The following is a 17121-nucleotide window of genomic DNA, read 5'->3' as shown; positions in this document are numbered from 1 at the left end:
CCTTCCGGCTCGGCGACAAGCTCGACGACCCGATGGCGATGTACCTCAACGACATCGCGACCATCCCGGCCAACCTCGCCGGCATCCCGGGCCTGTCGGTCCCGAGCGGTCTGGCCGACGAGGACGGACTGCCCACCGGGTTCCAGGTGCTCGCGCCGGCGATGGCCGACGACCGGATGTACGCCGTCGGCGCCGCGCTCGAGGCGCGGCTCACGGCGGCCTGGGGCGGCCCCCTCCTGGACCGCGCCCCCGACCTCGCGGAGGTGACGGCATGAGCAGCACGACCGGGACCGAGCCGGTCCTGTCCTTCGACGACGCCCTGGCCGCGTTCGACCCCGCCCTCGGCCTCGAGGTGCACGTCGAGCTCGGCACGAACACGAAGATGTTCTGCGGCTGCCCGACGACCTTCGGCGCCGAGCCGAACACGCAGGTCTGTCCGGTGTGCCTCGGGCTGCCGGGGGCGCTGCCGGTCGTCAACGAGGTGGGTGTGGAGTCGGCGATCCGGATCGGGCTGGCCCTCAACTGCGAGATCGCGACGTGGTGCCGGTTCGCGCGGAAGAACTACTTCTACCCGGACATGCCGAAGAACTTCCAGACCTCCCAGTACGACGAGCCCATCGCCTTCGACGGGTATCTCGACGTCGAGCTCGAGGACGGCTCGACCTTCCGGGTCGAGATCGAGCGCGCGCACATGGAGGAGGACACCGGCAAGTCGCTGCACGTCGGCGGCTCGACCGGCCGCATCCACGGCGCGACGCACAGCCTCGTCGACTACAACCGGGCCGGCATCCCGCTCATCGAGATCGTCACCAAGCCGATCACCGGCACCCGGCAGAAGGCCCCCGAGGTGGCGCGCGCGTACGTCTCGGCGCTGCGCGACCTGCTCAAGGCGCTCGAGGTGTCCGACGTCAAGATGGAGCAGGGCTCGATGCGCTGCGACGTCAACCTGTCGCTGGCGCCGGCCGGGTCCGGCACGCTCGGCACCCGGACCGAGACCAAGAACGTCAACTCGCTGCGCTCGGTGGAGCGGGCGGTGCGCTACGAGGTCGGCCGGCACGCCGCCGTGCTCTCGCGCGGAGACCTGGTGACGCAGGAGACGCGGCACTGGCACGAGGACACCGGCATCACGACCGCCGGGCGGATCAAGTCCGACGCCGAGGACTACCGCTACTTCCCCGAGCCCGACCTCGTGCCGGTCGCGCCCTCGCGCGAGACCGTCGAGGCGCTGCGGGCCACGCTGCCCGAGCCGCCGGCCGAGCGGCGTCGCCGCCTCCAGGCCGACTGGGGCTTCAGCGACCTCGAGATGCGCGACGTGCTCAACGCCGGGCTCGTCGACCTCGTCGGCGAGACCGTCGCCGCCGGGGCCTCGCCCGCCGCCGCCCGCAAGTGGTGGTCCGGCGAGGTCGCCCGCCGCGCGAACACCGAGGGCGAGGACGTGCCGACGTACGCCGCGCGCCTCGGGGTCACCCCGGCCCACGTCGTCGAGCTCGAGGGTCTCGTGACGAGCGGCCGGCTCAACGACCCGATGGCCCGGCAGACGTGGGAGGGCGTCCTCGACGGCGAGGGCAGCCCCACCGAGGTCGCCGACAACCGCAGGCTGGAGCTCGTCCAGGACACCGGGGCGCTCGAGGCCGCGGTCGACAAGGTCATCGCCGCCAACCCGGACGTCGCCGAGAAGATCCGCGGCGGCAAGGTCCAGGCCGTCGGCGCGCTCATCGGCCAGGTGATGCGGGAGATGCGCGGTCAGGCCGACGCCGGCGCCGCCCGCGGCATCATCCTCGACAGGCTCGGCCAGTCCTGACCCCGCCCCCCGCGAACCTCCGCCGGCAGAGGTTCGGGGGAGACCGCGGAGGGGCTGACGTCCTCGCGCCGAAGGGGCATCATCGGAGGATGACCCGCGCCGCCCGCGACCGCACCCTCGTCCTCCTGCGCCACGCGAAGACCGAGGAGTCCAACCCGGGCGGCGACCACGAGCGCGAGCTCACCGCGCGCGGGCGCCGGGACGCCACCGAGGCCGGCCGGTGGCTCTGCGGCCACGGCTACGGCGTCGACGAGGTCCTGTGCTCGACCTCCGAGCGCACCCGGCAGACCTGCGAGGCGGTGTGGGACGCGGGCTGCGCCGAGGGCGAGGTCCACCACGACCGCCGCATCTACAACGCCTCCCCGGAGTCGATCCTCGACGTCGTCCACGAGGCCGACGACGACGCCGACGTGCTCATGGTCGTCGGGCACGCCCCCGGCATCCCGGCCCTGGCCGGTCTGCTCGCCGAGGGCCAGGGCAGCGAGGAGGGGCACCGCGCCCTGGCCGAGGGCTTCCCGACCTGCGGCATCGCCGTCCTGCGCTACGCCGGCCGCTGGTCCGACATGGCACCCGGCGACGCCCGCCTCGAGCGCTTCCACGTCGCCCGCGGCTGACCCGCCGGCTCCACCACCCGACCCCGCACCCCGCCGCCGAACCCGCCCACCCGTGCGCGCCGACGCCGTCGAGATCACCGACCTGCTGTGGGACGTCGCCGCCGACGGCGTCCGCCGGCCGGTGCGGCGCTCGGCCGTCGTCGACCGGCTGCGGGCCACGGGCCAGCACGGCGCCGCGCGGATCGTCGCCCGGATGCCGGCCACCGACGACGTGCTCGACCCCGACGCGGTCGACGCCCTCGGCGTGCGGGTGCACTGCGAGCTCACCCGGCTCGTCGAGGAGCTGCAGTTCCCGCGCCGGGTCGCGGCGACACTCGCCCCGGTGCTCGACCGGCTGCGGGCGGCCGGTCCCGGCCCGGTGCGCGTCGTCGACCTCGGCTGCGGGCTCGGCTACGTCGTCCGCTCGCTCGCCCGCTCGGGGCTGCTCGGCCCGGACGTCGAGCTCGTCGGGGTCGACCTCAACCCCGTGCTCGTCGCCGAGGCCGAGCGGCTGCGCCGGGACGAGGACCTCGCCTGCCGGTTCGTCCACGGCGACGCCCTCGCCCCCGGGGTCGCGGTGGAGCGGCCCGGACGGACCGTCGTCGTCTCCAGCGGTGTCCTGCACCACCTCTCGACCGAGGAGCTGACCGCCCTGGTCCGCGCCCAGGCGGGGCTCGGTGTCGCCGGGTGGGCGCACTGGGACATCGCGCCGTGCCTCTGGTCGACGCTCGGCGCGTGGGTCTTCCACCGGGCGCGGATGCGTGAGCCGGTGTCGCGGCACGACGGGGTGCTCTCGGCCCGCCGGGCGCACCCGGCGCCGGTGCTGCTCGCCGCCGCCCGGGACGGCGCACCCGGCTACCGGCACGCCGTGCTCGAGGGGCCGCGCTGGCACCCCCGCGCCATCGACGTCGTCCGCCCGCTCGTGGGCACCCGGCCGTGACGGTGCTCGTCGTGGCCGGCGCCCTGCTGGCCCTCGGACTGCTCGACGGCGCGCTCGCCGGGTTCCGCTCCTCGCTCGGGCGCACCGGCGCCGTCGACCACCGCGCCCGTGACCGGGTGGCCGCCCGCCGGGGCCTCGGGCTCATGGCGGCGCTCCTGCTCCCGGTGGCCGTGCTCGCCGCCGGCCACGCCCTCGCCCCGGGCGACTGGCCCGCGGCCGCCTACGTCCGGGCGGGCACCGGTCTGCTCGCCGTGTACCTGCCGTACGCGGCGGTCGTCCTGGCCGCGCTCGCCGCGTACGTCGTGCTCGGGTGGCGCTGGGGCTACCTCGCGTCCGCGTTGATCCTCGGGCCGTTCACGCTCGTGCGCCCGCTCGTCGCGACCGCCGGCGTCCTGCTCGGTGCCGTCCGGGCCGGCGACGCCGTCGTCGTCGCCGGGTGCCTGCTGGCCCTGGCCGCCGTCCTCGCCGTCGAGCCGCTCTCGGGACGTCTCTGGTGGGACACCCGCCGTCAGGGCGTGAGGCCGACCGCGTCCGCCGCCCAGCGCCAGTAGCGCGCCCGGTCCGCCTCGGTCGGGTCGGTGCCCGGCACGACGGCCGTGGGTCGCGGCCGGCGGTCGTGCCAGAACCGGCCGGACCCCGGCGGGGGATCGGCGGCGAGGAGCCAGACGGTGGTGTCCGCGCCCTCGGCGTCCGTCCGCAGCACCGGTCGCAGCGCCCGCGAGAAGCCGGGCAGCGAGTCGTCGAGCCCGGGGGTGCGGGCCCAGCCGGGGTGCGTCGCGTGGACGGAGACGCCGTGCCCGCCCCACCGGCGGGCCAGCCGGGGCAGGAGCTCGACCTGGCCGCGCTTGCTGCGGGCGTAGGCCACCGACCCGCTGTAGGGCCCCTGCGAGTACTCGGGGTCCTCGACCGGCAGGCGCTGGGTGTACATGCCGCCGGAGCTGACGAGGACGACGCGGCCGGCGCCGGTGGACAGCGACGGCAGCAGCGACTCGGTCATGAGCACCGGCCCGAGGACGTGCAGCGCGGCGGTGAGCTCGTGGCCCTGCGGTGAGGCGGTGCGCCGGGGCGGCAACGCGCCGGCGTTGTGGACGAGGCCGCGCAGCGGCCCGCCGTCGTCGAGGAACGCCTCCGCGAAGGCGCGGACCGAGTCCAGGTCGGCGACGTCGCAGCGCCACACCCGGGCGGCGTCCTCGCGCCCGGCGGCCGCGCGGACCTCCTCGGCCACCCGGTCGCCCTTCGCGACGTCCCGCACGACGAGGTGGACGCGCGCCCCGAGCGCCGCGAGGTCCAGGACCGTGCGCCGGCCCAGCCCGGAGGACGCCCCGGTGACCGCGACGGCGTGGCCGTCCAGTGCGCCGGGGGAGGGGTCCGCCGGCCAGCCGGGCAGCCGCCGCCGGACGCCGAGACCGACCCGGGTGAAGCCGGGGAGGACCGCCCGGTCCAGCACCGCGTCGAGCGCCTGCGGCGCCGCGCCCACGGCCCGCCCGAGGAGCGGGCCGAGCCCAGGGAGGTCACCCATGACGATGACGGTAGACCCCACCGCGGGCTCGGCTCTGGTGGGAGCGGCGGTGGTGTGGTGTCCTGGCCGCGTGGACGTCGGCGGTTTGTCCCGTGACGCAGCAATGCCTCGACGTTGCTGCGACACTTCGCGGCGCGGCGATGGCGACGGCTCCGCCCGAGTGGAGCGGGCGCCGAGCCCCGACAAGGAGTCGATGTGACAACTCTGCCCCGCGCGGGCTGGTACCCCGACCCGCAGATGTCCTCCACCCTCCGTTACTGGGACGGCACGCGTTGGACGGATCACCGCGCCCCGGCCCCTACCGGCACGCCGCCGGGTGGTGCGGCCGTGGTGCCGCCACCGTTGACGTACTCCGAGGCTGCCGCGCCACCGCGGGTTCCCGCACCGGCCGTCGTGCGGCCCGGGACGACGTCTGCCGGGCGCCCCTGGTGGCAGACGTGGTGGGCGGTCATCCCTCCCTCGTCCTCTGCTTCCCCGTCGGCCTCGTCGGACTCTGGCTGCGCCGCGGCACCTCCCTCGGGCTCAAGGGTGTCGTCACAGCCGCGGTCGTGCTCATGCTCGTCCTCGGTTCGGTTCTCGACGACGGTTCGGTGCGCCCCGTGGAGACCGTGGCTGCCGCGTCCCCGAGTGCCTCCTCCACGACGGCCCCTCTCCCGGAGTCGATCGCGGAGCCCGCCGCGAAGGCGACCGTCGTCCCGAGCGCGACGCCCGGACCGACGGCGGTGGCCGTCGTCGTCCCGGCGGTCGAAGGACGGACACGGCGTGAGGCGCTCGAGGCGTTGGAGTCCGCGGGTCTGACCGTCCTGGTCACCTCCAGGCCGTCGGCGGAGGCGGCCGGAACGGTGTTGCGACAGAGCGTGTCGGACGGAACCCCGCTGCGACCGGGCGAACGGGTGCGGCTCGTTGTCGCCTCGCCCTATCCGAAGGTGCCGAAGGTCGTGGGTAAGACGAAGGTGAAGGGTGTCCTGGCCCTGCGGGCCGCGGGCTTCCGGACGAGGGTCACGACGCGGATGGTGCCGATGCAGAAGGTGGGGAGGGTCCTTCGGACCTCCGCCGCTGCGGACACCCGGAGGAGGCCCGGGACGCGACTGACCCTGGTGGTCGGTGTTCCCTTCCCCGAGATCCCGGCGGTTCTCACGGTGTCGAGAAGTGCTGCCGCGCAGCGCCTCTCCGCTGCCGGGTTCCGGGTTCGCACCAGGACGAGAGTGGTGGAGTCGGGGACGACCGGACGCGTCCTGTCCCAGTCACCTGCCGCAGGTGAACGCCGTCGTCCCGGCAGCGCTGTGACACTCACGGTCGCGAAGGTCGTCATCCCGGAGCCGCCCCCGCCACCACCCTCGAACTGCACGGACGGGTACTCGCCCTGCCTGGCGCCCGCGTCGGACTACGACTGCGCCGGGGGCAGCGGGAACGGCCCCGAGTATGCGACCGGGCCGATCCGGGTGACGGGCAGCGACCCCTACGACCTCGACGCGGACGGCGACGGCATCGCCTGCGAGAACGGGTAGGGATCCGGGAGGTCCCCCACGCACCGACGTGGCCGTGTCGCGGATGGCCGGGCGAGCGCCCGGACCCGAACCTAGGATGTGGCGCATGAGCTCGACCCCCGACATCAAGCCCCGCAGCCGTGACGTCACCGACGGTCTCGAGAAGGCCGCCGCCCGCGGCATGCTCCGGGCGGTGGGGCTTGGGGACGAGGACTTCGCCAAGCCGCAGGTCGGGGTCGCGAGCTCGTGGAACGAGATCACCCCGTGCAACCTGTCGCTGGACCGGCTGGCGCAGGCCGTCAAGGACGGCGTGCACGCCGGCGGCGGCTACCCGCTGGAGTTCGGGACCATCTCGGTCTCCGACGGCATCTCGATGGGCCACGACGGGATGCACTTCTCGCTCGTCAGCCGCGAGGTCATCGCCGACTCCGTCGAGACCGTGATGAACGCCGAGCGGCTCGACGGCTCGGTCCTGCTCGCCGGCTGCGACAAGTCCCTGCCGGGCATGCTCATGGCCGCCGCCCGCCTCGACCTGTCGTCGGTCTTCCTCTACGCCGGCTCGATCCTGCCGGGCATCGCCAAGCTCTCGGACGGCACCGAGAAGCAGGTGACGATCATCGACGCCTTCGAGGCCATCGGCGCCTGCGCCCGCGGGCTCATCCCGCGCGAGGACGTCGACGCCATCGAGCGCGCCATCTGCCCCGGCGAGGGCGCCTGCGGCGGCATGTACACCGCGAACACGATGGCGTCGGTCGCCGAGGCCATCGGCATGTCGCTGCCCGGGTCCGCCGCCCCGCCCGCCACCGACCGGCGTCGCGACGGGTTCGCGCGGCGCAGCGGCGAGGCCGTCGTCGAGCTGCTCCGCCGCGGCATCACCGCCCGGGACATCATGACCAAGGAGGCGTTCGAGAACGCCATCGCCGTCGTCATGGCCTTCGGCGGCTCGACGAACGCCGTCCTGCACCTGCTCGCCATCGCCCACGAGGCCGAGGTCGACCTCACCCTCGAGGACTTCCGCAGGGTCGGCGCGAAGGTGCCGCACCTGGCCGACGTCAAGCCGTTCGGGCAGTACGTGATGACCGACGTCGACCGCGTCGGCGGCGTGCCCGTCGTCATGCGCGCCCTGCTCGACGCCGGCCTGCTGCACGGCGACTGCCTCACCGTCACCGGCCGCACCATGGCCGAGAACCTCGCCGACATCGCCCCGCCGGACGTCGACGGCAAGGTCGTGCGGGCCATGCAGGAGCCGATCCACCGGACCGGCGGCATCACCATCCTCACCGGCTCGCTCGCCCCGGAGGGTGCGGTCGTCAAGTCCGCCGGCTTCGACGAGGACGTCTTCGAGGGCACGGCGCGCGTCTTCGACGGCGAGCGCCCGGCCATGGACGCCGTCGAGGACGGCACGCTGCAGGCGGGCGACGTCGTCGTCATCCGCTACGAGGGCCCCAAGGGGGGCCCGGGGATGCGCGAGATGCTCGCGGTCACCGGCGCCATCAAGGGCGCCGGGCTCGGCAAGGACGTCCTGCTGCTCACCGACGGCCGCTTCTCCGGCGGCACCACCGGCCTGTGCGTCGGGCACGTCGCGCCGGAGGCCGTCGACGAGGGGCCCATCGCCTTCGTCCGCGACGGCGACCGGGTCCGGCTCGACGTCGCCGGCGGCACCCTGGACCTGCTCGTCGACGACGAGGAGCTCGCGCGCCGCCGCGAGGAGGGCGTCACCCACCCGGAGCCGAAGTACACCCGCGGCGTCCTCGCGAAGTACCGCAAGCTCGTCCGCAGTGCCAGCACCGGCGCCGTGTGTGACTGAGAGCGCCCCGCCGGCGATCGAGCTCTCCGGCCTCGTCAAGGAGTTCCGCGGCCGCCGGGTCGTCCACGAGCTCTCGCTGGCGGTCCCGCGCGGCTCGCTCTTCGGGCTCGTCGGGCCGAACGGCGCCGGCAAGACGACGACCCTCTCGATGGCGACGGGTCTGCTGCGGCCCACGGCGGGCACGGCGCGGGTGCTCGGCATCGACGTCTGGGCCGACCCCGCGGCGGCCAAGGCGGTCATGGGCGTCTCGCCGGACGGCATGCGCCTCTTCGAGCAGCTGTCCGGCCGTGAGCTGCTGCGCTACGTCGGCGCCCTGCGCCGGATGCCGGCGGAGGACGTCGCCGCCCGGTCCGAGGAGCTGCTGGCCGTCCTGGACCTGGCCGGTGACGCCAACACCGTCGTCGCCGACTACAGCGCCGGCATGGTCAAGAAGATCAGCCTCGCCGCGGCGCTCATCCACGCCCCCCGCCTGCTCGTGCTCGACGAGCCGTTCGAGGCCGTCGACCCCGTGTCCGGCCAGGCCATCCGCACCATCCTGCGCCGCTACGTCGCGACCGGCGGGACCGTCGTCATGTCCAGCCACGTCATGGAGCTCGTCGAGGGCCTGTGCGACCGGGTGGCCGTCGTCGCCGGCGGCCGGGTGCTCGCCGTCGACACCGTCACCGCGCTCACCGCGGGCGGCTCGCTGCACGAACGCTTCCTCGAGCTCGTCGGCGCCGGGCAGCTCGTCGCCGACGACGGCCTCGGCTGGCTCGGCGCCGCGGAGCAGCCGAGGTGACCGCACTCGTCGTCCGGCTCCGGTTCCGGATGTGGTGGACGGCGATGACCCGCAGCTCGCTGCACCTCGTGTCCTCGGTCGTCGGCATCATCGCCGCGCTCGCCGTCGTCGGGCTCCTCGGTCCCGCGCTCGGCCTGCTCGGGCTCCGCCCGCCCCGGGTCGCCGCCCTCACCGTCCCGATCTTCACGACGGCGACCCTCATGTGGGTCGTCCTCGGGCTCGCCGCCGCGGGCGTCGACAACGTCCTGGACCCCGCCCGGTTCGCCGTGCTGCCGCTGCGCGCCCGGACGCTGGCCCGCGGGCTGCTCGCGGCCGCGCTCACCGGCGTGCCGGCCCTCCTGCTCACGCTGCTCGCGGTGGCGCAGTGCTTCTCCTGGGCGGGCACCCCGCGCGCGGTCCCGGCGGCGGTGCTCGGCGGGGTCATCGGCGTCCTCACCGCCGTCCTCGCCTCCCGGGCCGTGACGACCCTGCTCGCCGGGGTGATGACGAGTCACGCCGGACGCCTCGTCGGCGCGAGCATCGTCTCCCTCGCCACGCTGCTGCCGCTGGCGCTCAACCTCGTCGCCGCCCGCGGGCGCCGGGTCGACGCCCTCTTCGACCTCGACGCCCGGCCGGTGGCCCGGGCCGCCTCGTGGTTCCCGTCCGGCTGGGGCTGGGCCCTGCCGCTGGACGTCGCCGAGGGCCGATGGAGCACGGCGGTCGTCCACCTCGTGCTCGGCGTCGGGCTGCTCGTCGTGCTGTGGACGGTCTGGGTGCGCCAGCTCGAGCGGATGCTCACCTCGCCCCTGACCTCCAGCGGGGGCCAGCGCATCGGCCGGGGCCGGATCCTGCCCGTGCTGCTCGGGTCCACCCCGACCGGCATCGTCGCCGCCCGCCGGGTCCGCGCCTGGTACCGCGACAGCCGTCTCGTCGCCATCGCGCTGCGCACCGCCGTCCTCCCGGTGTTCTTCGTCCTCCAGGCGGTCATCACCGGCTCGCCCGGCCTCGCCGGGACCGGGGTGGTCACCCTCGCCGTCTTCGCCGGCCTGACCCTCATGAACGACCTCGCCTTCGACGGCGAGGCCTGGTGGCTGCACGTGACCACCGGCCTGCGCGGCTGGGAGGACCGGCTCGGCCGCGCCATCGCCTCGACCCTCGTCTTCGCGCCGTCGGTCGCGCTGACCTTCGCCGTGTCGGTGTGGATCGGGGTCATCGGGGAGCCGCTGCCCTGGCTCGCCGTCGTGCTCGCGTCCTTCCTCGGCGCCCTCGCCCTCGCGGTCGGCGTCGGCGCGTACCTGCCGGGCACGGCGCCGCGCACCGGCGGCAACCCGTTCGCGGCGACGTCCGGCGGGGCGGCCCAGGGGTGCCTCACGGCGCTCATCTCGTTCATCGGGCCGGTGCTGCTCATCGCGCCGGTCGTCGTCGCGGCGGTGCTCACCCGCGGGCACACCGCGTGGGGCTGGGCCGTCGTCGTGTTCGGCGGGCTCTACGGGCTCGGGCTGCTCGTCGCCGGGGTCGTCGTCGGGGGCAGGCGCCTCGACGCCCGCGCCCCCGAGCTGCTCGTCCAGCTCGGCCGGGCCCAGTTCTGACCGGCCGGGAACCGTCCGGATCGCCCACCCCGGGGGGTCTTGCATGATGGGACCGGGCGTCTCGCCGGTTGACACGGACGGGGCGCCGGGGGACAGTGATCGCGTGGCAGTCGTCCTCGTACTTCGTCCGCGCGCCTGAATCGCAGCACCAGGCGCGCGCCCTCCGTCGTCCCCGTCCGGGGCTGGAGGGTTTTTTTGTGCGCGGACCCGGCCACACCCCCAGCAACGAGAGAGCGGTGACCCCATCGTGAGCGAGACCAGGACGGCGACCCCGACCGGCCTGCACCCGGCCCCCAGCCCGGCGCAGATGGCCCAGCAGGCCCGAGCCAAGGCGCCGGTCGAGGTCACCGGCGCGCAGAGCCTCGTCCTGGCCCTCGAGGCCCTCGAGGTCGACACCGTCTTCGGCATCCCGGGCGGGACCATCCTCCCGGCCTACGACCCGCTGCTGGACTCGGTCTCGGTGCGGCACATCCTCGTCCGGCACGAGCAGGGCGCCGGCCACGCCGCCGAGGGCTACGCCGCCGCCACCGGCAGGGTCGGCGTGTGCATGGCGACCTCCGGCCCCGGCGCGACGAACCTCGTCACCCCGCTGGCCGACGCCTACATGGACTCGGTCCCGATCGTCGCCATCACCGGCCAGGTCGTCTCCTCCGCCATCGGCACGGACGCCTTCCAGGAGGCGGACATCCGCGGCATCACCATGCCGATCACCAAGCACAGCTACCTCGTCACCGACGCCGCCGACATCCCGCGGGTCGTCGCCGAGGCCTTCCACATCGCCGCCACCGGCCGGCCCGGCCCGGTGCTCGTCGACATCCCCAAGGACGTCCTCACCTCGCGGACGACGTTCTCCTGGCCGCCGAAGATCGCGCTGCCCGGCTACCACCCGGTGACCCGCCCGCACGGCAAGCAGATCCGCGAGGCCGCCCGGCTCATCGCCGCCGCCGAGCGCCCGGTGCTCTACGTCGGCGGCGGGGTCATCCGCGCCCGGGCCGCCGAGGAGCTGCGCCGGTTCGTCGACCTCACCCACATCCCCGTCGTCACGACCCTCATGGCCCGCGGCGCCCTGCCGGACAGCCACCCCCTGCACCTCGGCATGCCGGGGATGCACGGCTCGGTCGCCGCGGTCACCGGCCTCCAGAAGGCCGACCTCATCGTCGCCCTCGGCGCCCGCTTCGACGACCGCGTGACCGGCCAGTTGTCGACCTTCGCGCCCGAGGCCCGCGTCGTCCACGCCGACATCGACCCCGCCGAGATCAGCAAGAACCGCCGCGCCGACGTCCCGATCGTCGGCGACTGCAAGGCCGTGCTCACCGACCTGCTCGACGCGGTCGACGCCGACCTCGAGGCCGGCCAGGGCGGTGACTACACCGAGTGGCGCGAGCGGGTCGCCGGCTGGAAGGAGACCTTCCCCGTCGGGTACACCGCGCCGGACGACGGCACGCTCTCGCCGCAGCTGGTCATCGAGCGGCTCGGCGCCATCGCCGGCCCCGACGCCGTGTACTGCGCGGGCGTCGGCCAGCACCAGATGTGGGCGGCCCAGTTCGTCTCCTACGAGCGGCCGAACTCCTGGCTCAACTCCGGCGGCCTCGGGACCATGGGGTACTCGGTGCCCGCGGCGATGGGCGCCCAGGTCGGCGAGCCCGAGCGCACGGTGTGGGCCATCGACGGCGACGGCTGCTTCCAGATGACCAACCAGGAGCTCGCGACCTGCGTCATCAACAACATCCCGATCAAGGTCGCGATCATCAACAACTCCTCCCTCGGGATGGTCCGCCAGTGGCAGACCCTCTTCTACAACGAGCGGTACTCCAACACCGACCTGCACACCTCGGTCGGCTCGCGGGTGCCCGACTTCGTCAAGCTCGCCGACGCCTACGGCTGCGTCGGCCTGCGCTGCGAGCGGCCCGAGGACGTCGACGACACGATCCGTCAGGCGATGGCCGTCACCGACCGACCGGTCGTCGTCGACTTCGTCGTCCACCGCGACGCGATGGTGTGGCCGATGGTGCCCGCCGGCGTGAGCAACGACCTCATCCAGGTGGCGCGCGACACCGCGCCGCAGTGGGACCGCGAGGAGTCCGAGGCGGTCGAGCAGCCGCCGGTGGACACCGACGACGGCTACGACGACTCCGAAGGGGCCTGACGATGTCCAAGCACACCCTGTCCGTCCTCGTCGAGAACAAGCCCGGCGTCCTGGCCCGCATCGCGGCGCTGTTCTCGCGCCGCGGCTTCAACATCGACAGCCTCGCCGTCGGCGAGACCGAGCACGCCGAGGTCTCGCGGATGACGGTCGTCGTCGACGTCGAGGACCTGCCGCTGGAGCAGGTGACCAAGCAGCTGAACAAGCTCGTCGAGGTGCTCAAGGTCGTCGAGCTGGAGTCCGGCTCGGCCGTGCAGCGCCAGGTCATGCTCATCAAGGTCCGCGCCGACGCCGCCACCCGCAGCCAGGTGCTGGAGTTCGTCTCCATGTTCCGGGCCAAGGTCGTCGACGTCGCGTCCGACTCGCTGACCATCGAGGCCACCGGCACCGGCGAGAAGCTCCGCGCGCTGCTCGAGGTGCTCGAGCCGTTCGGCGTCCGCGAGCTCGTCCAGTCCGGGCTCGTCGCCATCGGCCGCGGCCCGCGCTCGATCACCGACCGCGCGCTGCGCAGCGCCTGAGCGGCGCCCTCCCAGACCCCCGCACGACCGACCACTTCGAAGGAGAGGCCTCTTCCCATGGCCGAGATGTACTACGACGACGACGCCGACCTGTCCGTGATCCAGGGCCGCAAGGTCGCGGTCATCGGCTACGGCAGCCAGGGCCACGCGCACGCCCTCAACCTGCGCGACTCGGGCGTCGACGTGCGCGTCGGGCTCGCCGAGGGGTCCCGCTCGCGGGCCAAGGCCGAGGCGGAGGGGCTCACGGTCACCACCGTCGCCGAGGCGGTCGCGCAGGCGGACCTCGTCGTCGTCCTCGTGCCCGACCAGGTGCAGCGCGGCCTCTACGCCGCCGAGATCGAGCCGAACCTCAAGGAGGGCGCGGCGCTGCTGTTCGGCCACGGCTTCAACATCCGCTTCGGCTACATCGAGCCGCCGGCCGGCTCCGACGTCCTCATGGTCGCCCCGAAGGGCCCGGGCCACATCGTCCGCCGCGAGTTCGTCGACGGGCGCGGCGTGCCGGTCCTCCTCGCCGTCGAGCAGGACCCCTCCGGGTCCGCCTGGGACCTCGCGAAGTCCTACGCCCGGGCCATCGGCGGGCTGCGCGCGGGCGGGATCCGCACGACCTTCACCGAGGAGACCGAGACCGACCTGTTTGGCGAGCAGGCCGTGCTCTGCGGCGGCGCCTCGCAGCTCGTCATGTACGGGTTCGAGACGCTCGTCGAGGCCGGCTACCAGCCCGAGGTCGCCTACTTCGAGTGCCTCCACGAGCTCAAGCTCATCGTCGACCTCATGATCGAGGGGGGCATCGCCAAGCAGCGCTGGTCGGTGTCCGACACCGCCGAGTACGGCGACTACGTCTCCGGGCCGCGGGTCATCGACCCGCACGTCAAGGAGAACATGGCCGCGGTGCTCGCCGACATCAAGAACGGCGCCTTCGCCAAGCGCTTCATCGAGGACCAGGACGCCGGCGCGCCGGAGTTCACGGCGATGCGCGAGAAGGGCGCCCAGCACCCGATCGAGCAGACCGGCAAGCAGCTGCGCGGCCTCATGGCCTGGATCGACACCGAGCAGGACAGCGACTACGTCGAGGGCTCCGCCGCCCGCTGACCCCCGCGTCACCCGGGATGCCCGGTCCCCCCGAGGGGCCGGGCATCCTGCTGCCGCCACCGCCGGCGGGCCCGCGGGCCCCGCACGCCGCCCTACCCTGGGCGGGTGCGCGACCTCCTCGACGAGTGGCCGGTGTGGGCCGTCTTCGGGACGTTGTGGGTCGCCGCGACCGGCCGGGGCCTGCTGCTGTACTCCCTCGGGCGGGGCGTGCGGGCCGGGGGAGCGCGCTCCCGCCTCGCCCACCACCTCGACCGGCCGCTCGTCGCCCGGGCCGAGCGGCTCGTCCGCCGGGTCGGCCCGCCGGCGGTGACCCTGGGCTACCTCACCGTCGGCCTCCAGAGCGCCATCAACGCCTCGGCCGGTCTGTTGCGCATGCCGCCGCGCCGCTTCCTCCCCGCCGTCGTCCTCGGGGGCGCGCTCTGGGCGGTGGTCTACACGACGGTCGGGTTCGCGGTGGTCGACGCCGTGCTCGGGCGCGTGCCCTGGTGGACCGTGGCCGCGGCGGTCGCGCTGCTCGCGGTCGTCGCCGTGCTCACCACGCGGCTGCGCGCGGGCGTCGCCGCCGACGTCGCCACCACCACCGAGGCCGACCCCGGCTGAGCGTCCTCTGAGGGCCGGTTACCACATCGTGGGCCGGACCGGGCCCCCGCGGGCCAGACCCTACGATGGAAACCCCGCCACATCGGCGTGCCGGGAGGACGCGCCCCAGGCCGTCCGGGACCCCACCCCCACCGTAGGAAGGCAGTCTGTCGTGACCAAGCCCGTCGTGCTCATCGCCGAGGAGCTGTCCCCAGCGACCATCGACGCCCTCGGACCCGACTTCGAGGTCCGCCACACCGACGGGTCCGACCGCGACCAGCTGCTGTCCGCGATCGCGGACGTCGACGCGATCCTCGTGCGCTCCGCGACGAAGGTCGACGCCGAGGCCCTCGCCGCCGCCCGGGAGCTCAAGGTCGTCGCCCGCGCCGGCGTCGGGCTCGACAACGTCGACATCGACGCCGCCACCAAGGCCGGCGTCATGGTCGTCAACGCGCCCACGTCCAACATCACCTCCGCCGCCGAGCTCGCCATCGGCCTGCTCCTCGCCTGCGCCCGCAACATCGCCCCGGCCAACGAGGCCCTCAAGGGCGGGGCCTGGAAGCGCAGCAAGTACGGGGGCGTCGAGCTGCTCGAGAAGAAGGTCGGCATCGTCGGCTTCGGCCGCATCGGCCAGCTCGTCGCCGAGCGCCTCAAGGGCTTCGGCGTCGAGATCCTCGCCTACGACCCCTACGTCTCGGTGCAGCGCGCCGGCCAGCTCGGGGCGCGGCTCGTCACCCTCGACGAGCTCCTCGCCGAGTCCGACTTCATCACCATCCACCTGCCGAAGACCTCCGAGACCCTCGGGCTCATCGGCAAGGAGGCGCTGGCCAAGGTCAAGCCGACCGTGCGGATCGTCAACGCCGCCCGCGGCGGCGTGCTCGACGAGGACGCGCTCGCCGAGGCCATCGCCGACGGCCGCGTCGCCGGCGCCGGGCTCGACGTCTACGCCAGCGAGCCGTGCACCGACAGCCCGCTGTTCGCGTTCGAGTCCGTCGTCGTCACCCCGCACCTCGGCGCGTCCACCGACGAGGCGCAGGAGAAGGCCGGCGTCGCCGTCGCCCGCTCGGTGCGGCTCGCGCTCGGCGGGGACCTCGTGCCCGACGCGGTCAACGTCTCCGGCGGCGCCGTCGACGAGGACGTCCGTCCGGGCATCGACCTCGTCGAGAAGCTCGGCCGGGTCTTCACCGCGCTCGCCGGGACGGTGCCGGTCCAGCTCGACGTCGAGGTCCGCGGCGAGATCACCGCGCACGACGTCTCCATCTGGGAGCTGTCGGCCCTCAAGGGCATCTTCACCGACCTCACCGAGGACTCGGTCACCTACGTCAACGCCCCGCTCCTGGCCAAGGAGCGCGGCATCGAGTCGCGGCTCGTCACCGACCCGCACAGCGAGGCCTACCGCAACGTCACGACGCTGCGCGGCACCCTCGGTGACGGGACGGTCCTGTCCGTGGCCGGCACGCTCACCGGGCCGAAGATGGTCCAGAAGGTCATCGGCGTCAACGGCTACGACCTCGAGGTGCCGCTGAGCCGGCACATGGCCTTCTTCTCCTACACCGACCGCCCCGGCGTCATCGGCACCATCGGCCGCCTCCTCGGCGACGCCGACGTCAACATCGCCGCGATGCAGGTCTCGCCGCACGACGAGAACGGCACGGCGATCGTCGCCCTCACCCTCGACAGCGCCATCCCGGACGACGTCGTCACCGCCATCGGCCGCGAGATCGGCGCCGACACGGTCAGGACGGTCGACCTGGGCTGAGCCCGGGCACGCGACCGGCGGCGGGTCACCCCTCGGGGCGGCCCGCCGCGGCCGTTCGGCGGCGGGGCGCGTGCGCCCCTGCTCGACGGCGGGGGATGCGTCGCGGCGGCCACGGATCCCGTCGTCGCGCCGGGTCCCGACGACGGATCGCGGCATCGTCCGCGGTCCGCGGACGCGGATGGCACCACCTCGCCGGTCCACATCGTGGAAACCGGGTGCTCGGTACGAGGACGTCCATCTACCGTCGAAGCCATGACGCGGCTCGTGGTACTCCTCATTCCCGGCCGCGGCGAGGCCCGGTAGTCAGCACCCTCGCCGCGGAGACCCCGCGACGTCGCTGACCGCTCGCCGGTGCACCCACCGGCTCGAGCACCCGGACCACCCCACCCGACGCGGCACGGCCGCGGAATGCGAGACGAGACGATGAACACCGAGCCCACCTACGACGAGGCGGCCATGGCCCGCCAGGCCCTGCAGGAGTCGATGGACCTGCGCGACCAGGGCCACAGCGAGGACTGAGCCGGACGTGCCGACGGCCGT

At 74.2% G+C, this 17121-nt stretch carries 16 protein-coding genes and 1 pseudogene; 16 read left to right on the top strand and 1 reads right to left on the bottom strand.

All coding sequences use genetic code 11. The features are described from left to right. From EPD83_RS09120 to EPD83_RS09100, 5 genes are all read left to right on the top strand, one after another. On the top strand, positions 1-275 hold a 275-nt coding region (locus EPD83_RS09120), incomplete at its 5' end, for an amidase family protein (protein ID WP_268951198.1). Beyond that, complete coding sequence (gatB, locus tag EPD83_RS09115) at positions 272-1801, top strand: Asp-tRNA(Asn)/Glu-tRNA(Gln) amidotransferase subunit GatB (protein WP_165566497.1); 1530 nt, start codon at positions 272-274, stop codon at positions 1799-1801. The genes EPD83_RS09120 and gatB, both read left to right, overlap by 4 nt. 89 nt (positions 1802-1890) lie before the next feature. After that, positions 1891-2415: a SixA phosphatase family protein gene (locus EPD83_RS09110; RefSeq protein WP_165566496.1), complete on the top strand. Its 525-nt coding sequence runs from the start codon at positions 1891-1893 to the stop codon at positions 2413-2415. A 52-nt stretch (positions 2416-2467) separates the two neighbouring features. Next, positions 2468-3334 (top strand): methyltransferase domain-containing protein, encoded by an 867-nt coding sequence (locus EPD83_RS09105; RefSeq protein ID WP_165566495.1) that lies wholly within the window; start codon positions 2468-2470, stop codon positions 3332-3334. Beyond that, entirely contained in the window at positions 3331-3885 is a 555-nt protein-coding gene (locus EPD83_RS09100; protein ID WP_164896805.1) for an oxidoreductase, read from the top strand. The genes EPD83_RS09105 and EPD83_RS09100 overlap by 4 nt, the downstream gene beginning before the upstream one ends. On the opposite strand, the gene EPD83_RS09095 is transcribed toward EPD83_RS09100, so the two are convergent. Continuing rightward, complete coding sequence (locus tag EPD83_RS09095) at positions 3843-4853, bottom strand: SDR family NAD(P)-dependent oxidoreductase (RefSeq protein ID WP_165566494.1); 1011 nt, start codon at positions 4851-4853, stop codon at positions 3843-3845. The genes EPD83_RS09100 and EPD83_RS09095 overlap by 43 nt on opposite strands. Positions 4854-5048: 195 nt before the next feature. Here EPD83_RS09095 and EPD83_RS20855 point away from each other — a divergent pair. The 11 genes and pseudogenes from EPD83_RS20855 to EPD83_RS09040 all read left to right on the top strand — a co-directional run. Continuing rightward, positions 5049-5153, top strand: a pseudogene (locus tag EPD83_RS20855) (DUF2510 domain-containing protein); the annotation flags it as partial. Between the two features lie 128 nt (positions 5154-5281). Next, complete coding sequence (locus tag EPD83_RS09085) at positions 5282-6361, top strand: PASTA domain-containing protein (RefSeq protein ID WP_128368498.1); 1080 nt, start codon at positions 5282-5284, stop codon at positions 6359-6361. A gap of 85 nt (positions 6362-6446) precedes the next feature. Further along, positions 6447-8147, top strand: a complete 1701-nt coding sequence (ilvD, locus tag EPD83_RS09080) for a dihydroxy-acid dehydratase (RefSeq protein ID WP_128367828.1) — start codon at positions 6447-6449, stop codon at positions 8145-8147. Further along, entirely contained in the window at positions 8140-8925 is a 786-nt protein-coding gene (locus EPD83_RS09075; protein ID WP_235950434.1) for an ABC transporter ATP-binding protein, read from the top strand. Before ilvD ends, EPD83_RS09075 begins: the two co-directional genes overlap by 8 nt. Beyond that, complete coding sequence (locus EPD83_RS09070; RefSeq protein ID WP_165566493.1) at positions 8922-10493, top strand: hypothetical protein; 1572 nt, start codon at positions 8922-8924, stop codon at positions 10491-10493. The genes EPD83_RS09075 and EPD83_RS09070 overlap by 4 nt, the downstream gene beginning before the upstream one ends. A 307-nt stretch (positions 10494-10800) precedes the next feature. Further along, entirely contained in the window at positions 10801-12639 is a 1839-nt protein-coding gene (locus EPD83_RS09065; RefSeq protein WP_128366097.1) for an acetolactate synthase large subunit, read from the top strand. Positions 12640-12641: 2 nt separating this feature from the next. Further along, positions 12642-13154 (top strand): acetolactate synthase small subunit, encoded by a 513-nt coding sequence (ilvN, locus tag EPD83_RS09060; protein WP_128366089.1) that lies wholly within the window; start codon positions 12642-12644, stop codon positions 13152-13154. Between the two features lie 57 nt (positions 13155-13211). Continuing rightward, on the top strand, positions 13212-14243 hold the full coding sequence (gene ilvC, locus EPD83_RS09055; protein ID WP_128366090.1) for a ketol-acid reductoisomerase: 1032 nt from the start codon (positions 13212-13214) through the stop codon (positions 14241-14243). A 105-nt stretch (positions 14244-14348) separates the two neighbouring features. Beyond that, positions 14349-14843 (top strand): DedA family protein, encoded by a 495-nt coding sequence (locus EPD83_RS09050; RefSeq protein ID WP_128366091.1) that lies wholly within the window; start codon positions 14349-14351, stop codon positions 14841-14843. Between the two features lie 151 nt (positions 14844-14994). Further along, on the top strand, positions 14995-16581 hold the full coding sequence (serA, locus tag EPD83_RS09045; protein ID WP_128366092.1) for a phosphoglycerate dehydrogenase: 1587 nt from the start codon (positions 14995-14997) through the stop codon (positions 16579-16581). Positions 16582-17004: 423 nt separating this feature from the next. Then, a complete protein-coding gene (locus EPD83_RS09040) occupies positions 17005-17100 on the top strand; it encodes a 3-isopropylmalate dehydrogenase (protein WP_128366093.1) in 96 nt (31 codons plus the stop codon). Positions 17101-17121 lie beyond the last annotated feature (21 nt).

The sequence above is a fragment of the Phycicoccus flavus genome (assembly GCF_004025965.2).
GTDB classification, from domain to species: Bacteria; Actinomycetota; Actinomycetes; order Actinomycetales; family Dermatophilaceae; genus Phycicoccus; species Phycicoccus flavus.
The sequence above is the reverse complement of the archived record's forward strand: the minus strand, read 5'-3'. Positions and strand labels throughout refer to the sequence as shown.

Excerpts from the sequence above, each read along its gene's own strand:
- gatB (WP_165566497.1), top strand. The coding sequence starts at position 272 with ATGAGCAGCACGACCGGGACCGAGCCGGTCCTGTCCTTCGACGACGCC.
- EPD83_RS09110 (WP_165566496.1), top strand. The coding sequence starts at position 1,891 with ATGACCCGCGCCGCCCGCGACCGCACCCTCGTCCTCCTGCGCCACGCG.
- EPD83_RS09095 (WP_165566494.1), bottom strand. The coding sequence starts at position 4,853 with ATGGGTGACCTCCCTGGGCTCGGCCCGCTCCTCGGGCGGGCCGTGGGC.
- ilvD (WP_128367828.1), top strand. The coding sequence starts at position 6,447 with ATGAGCTCGACCCCCGACATCAAGCCCCGCAGCCGTGACGTCACCGAC.
- EPD83_RS09065 (WP_128366097.1), top strand. The coding sequence starts at position 10,801 with ATGGCCCAGCAGGCCCGAGCCAAGGCGCCGGTCGAGGTCACCGGCGCG.
- ilvN (WP_128366089.1), top strand. The coding sequence starts at position 12,642 with ATGTCCAAGCACACCCTGTCCGTCCTCGTCGAGAACAAGCCCGGCGTC.
- ilvC (WP_128366090.1), top strand. The coding sequence starts at position 13,212 with ATGGCCGAGATGTACTACGACGACGACGCCGACCTGTCCGTGATCCAG.
- EPD83_RS09040 (WP_128366093.1), top strand. The coding sequence starts at position 17,005 with ATGAACACCGAGCCCACCTACGACGAGGCGGCCATGGCCCGCCAGGCC.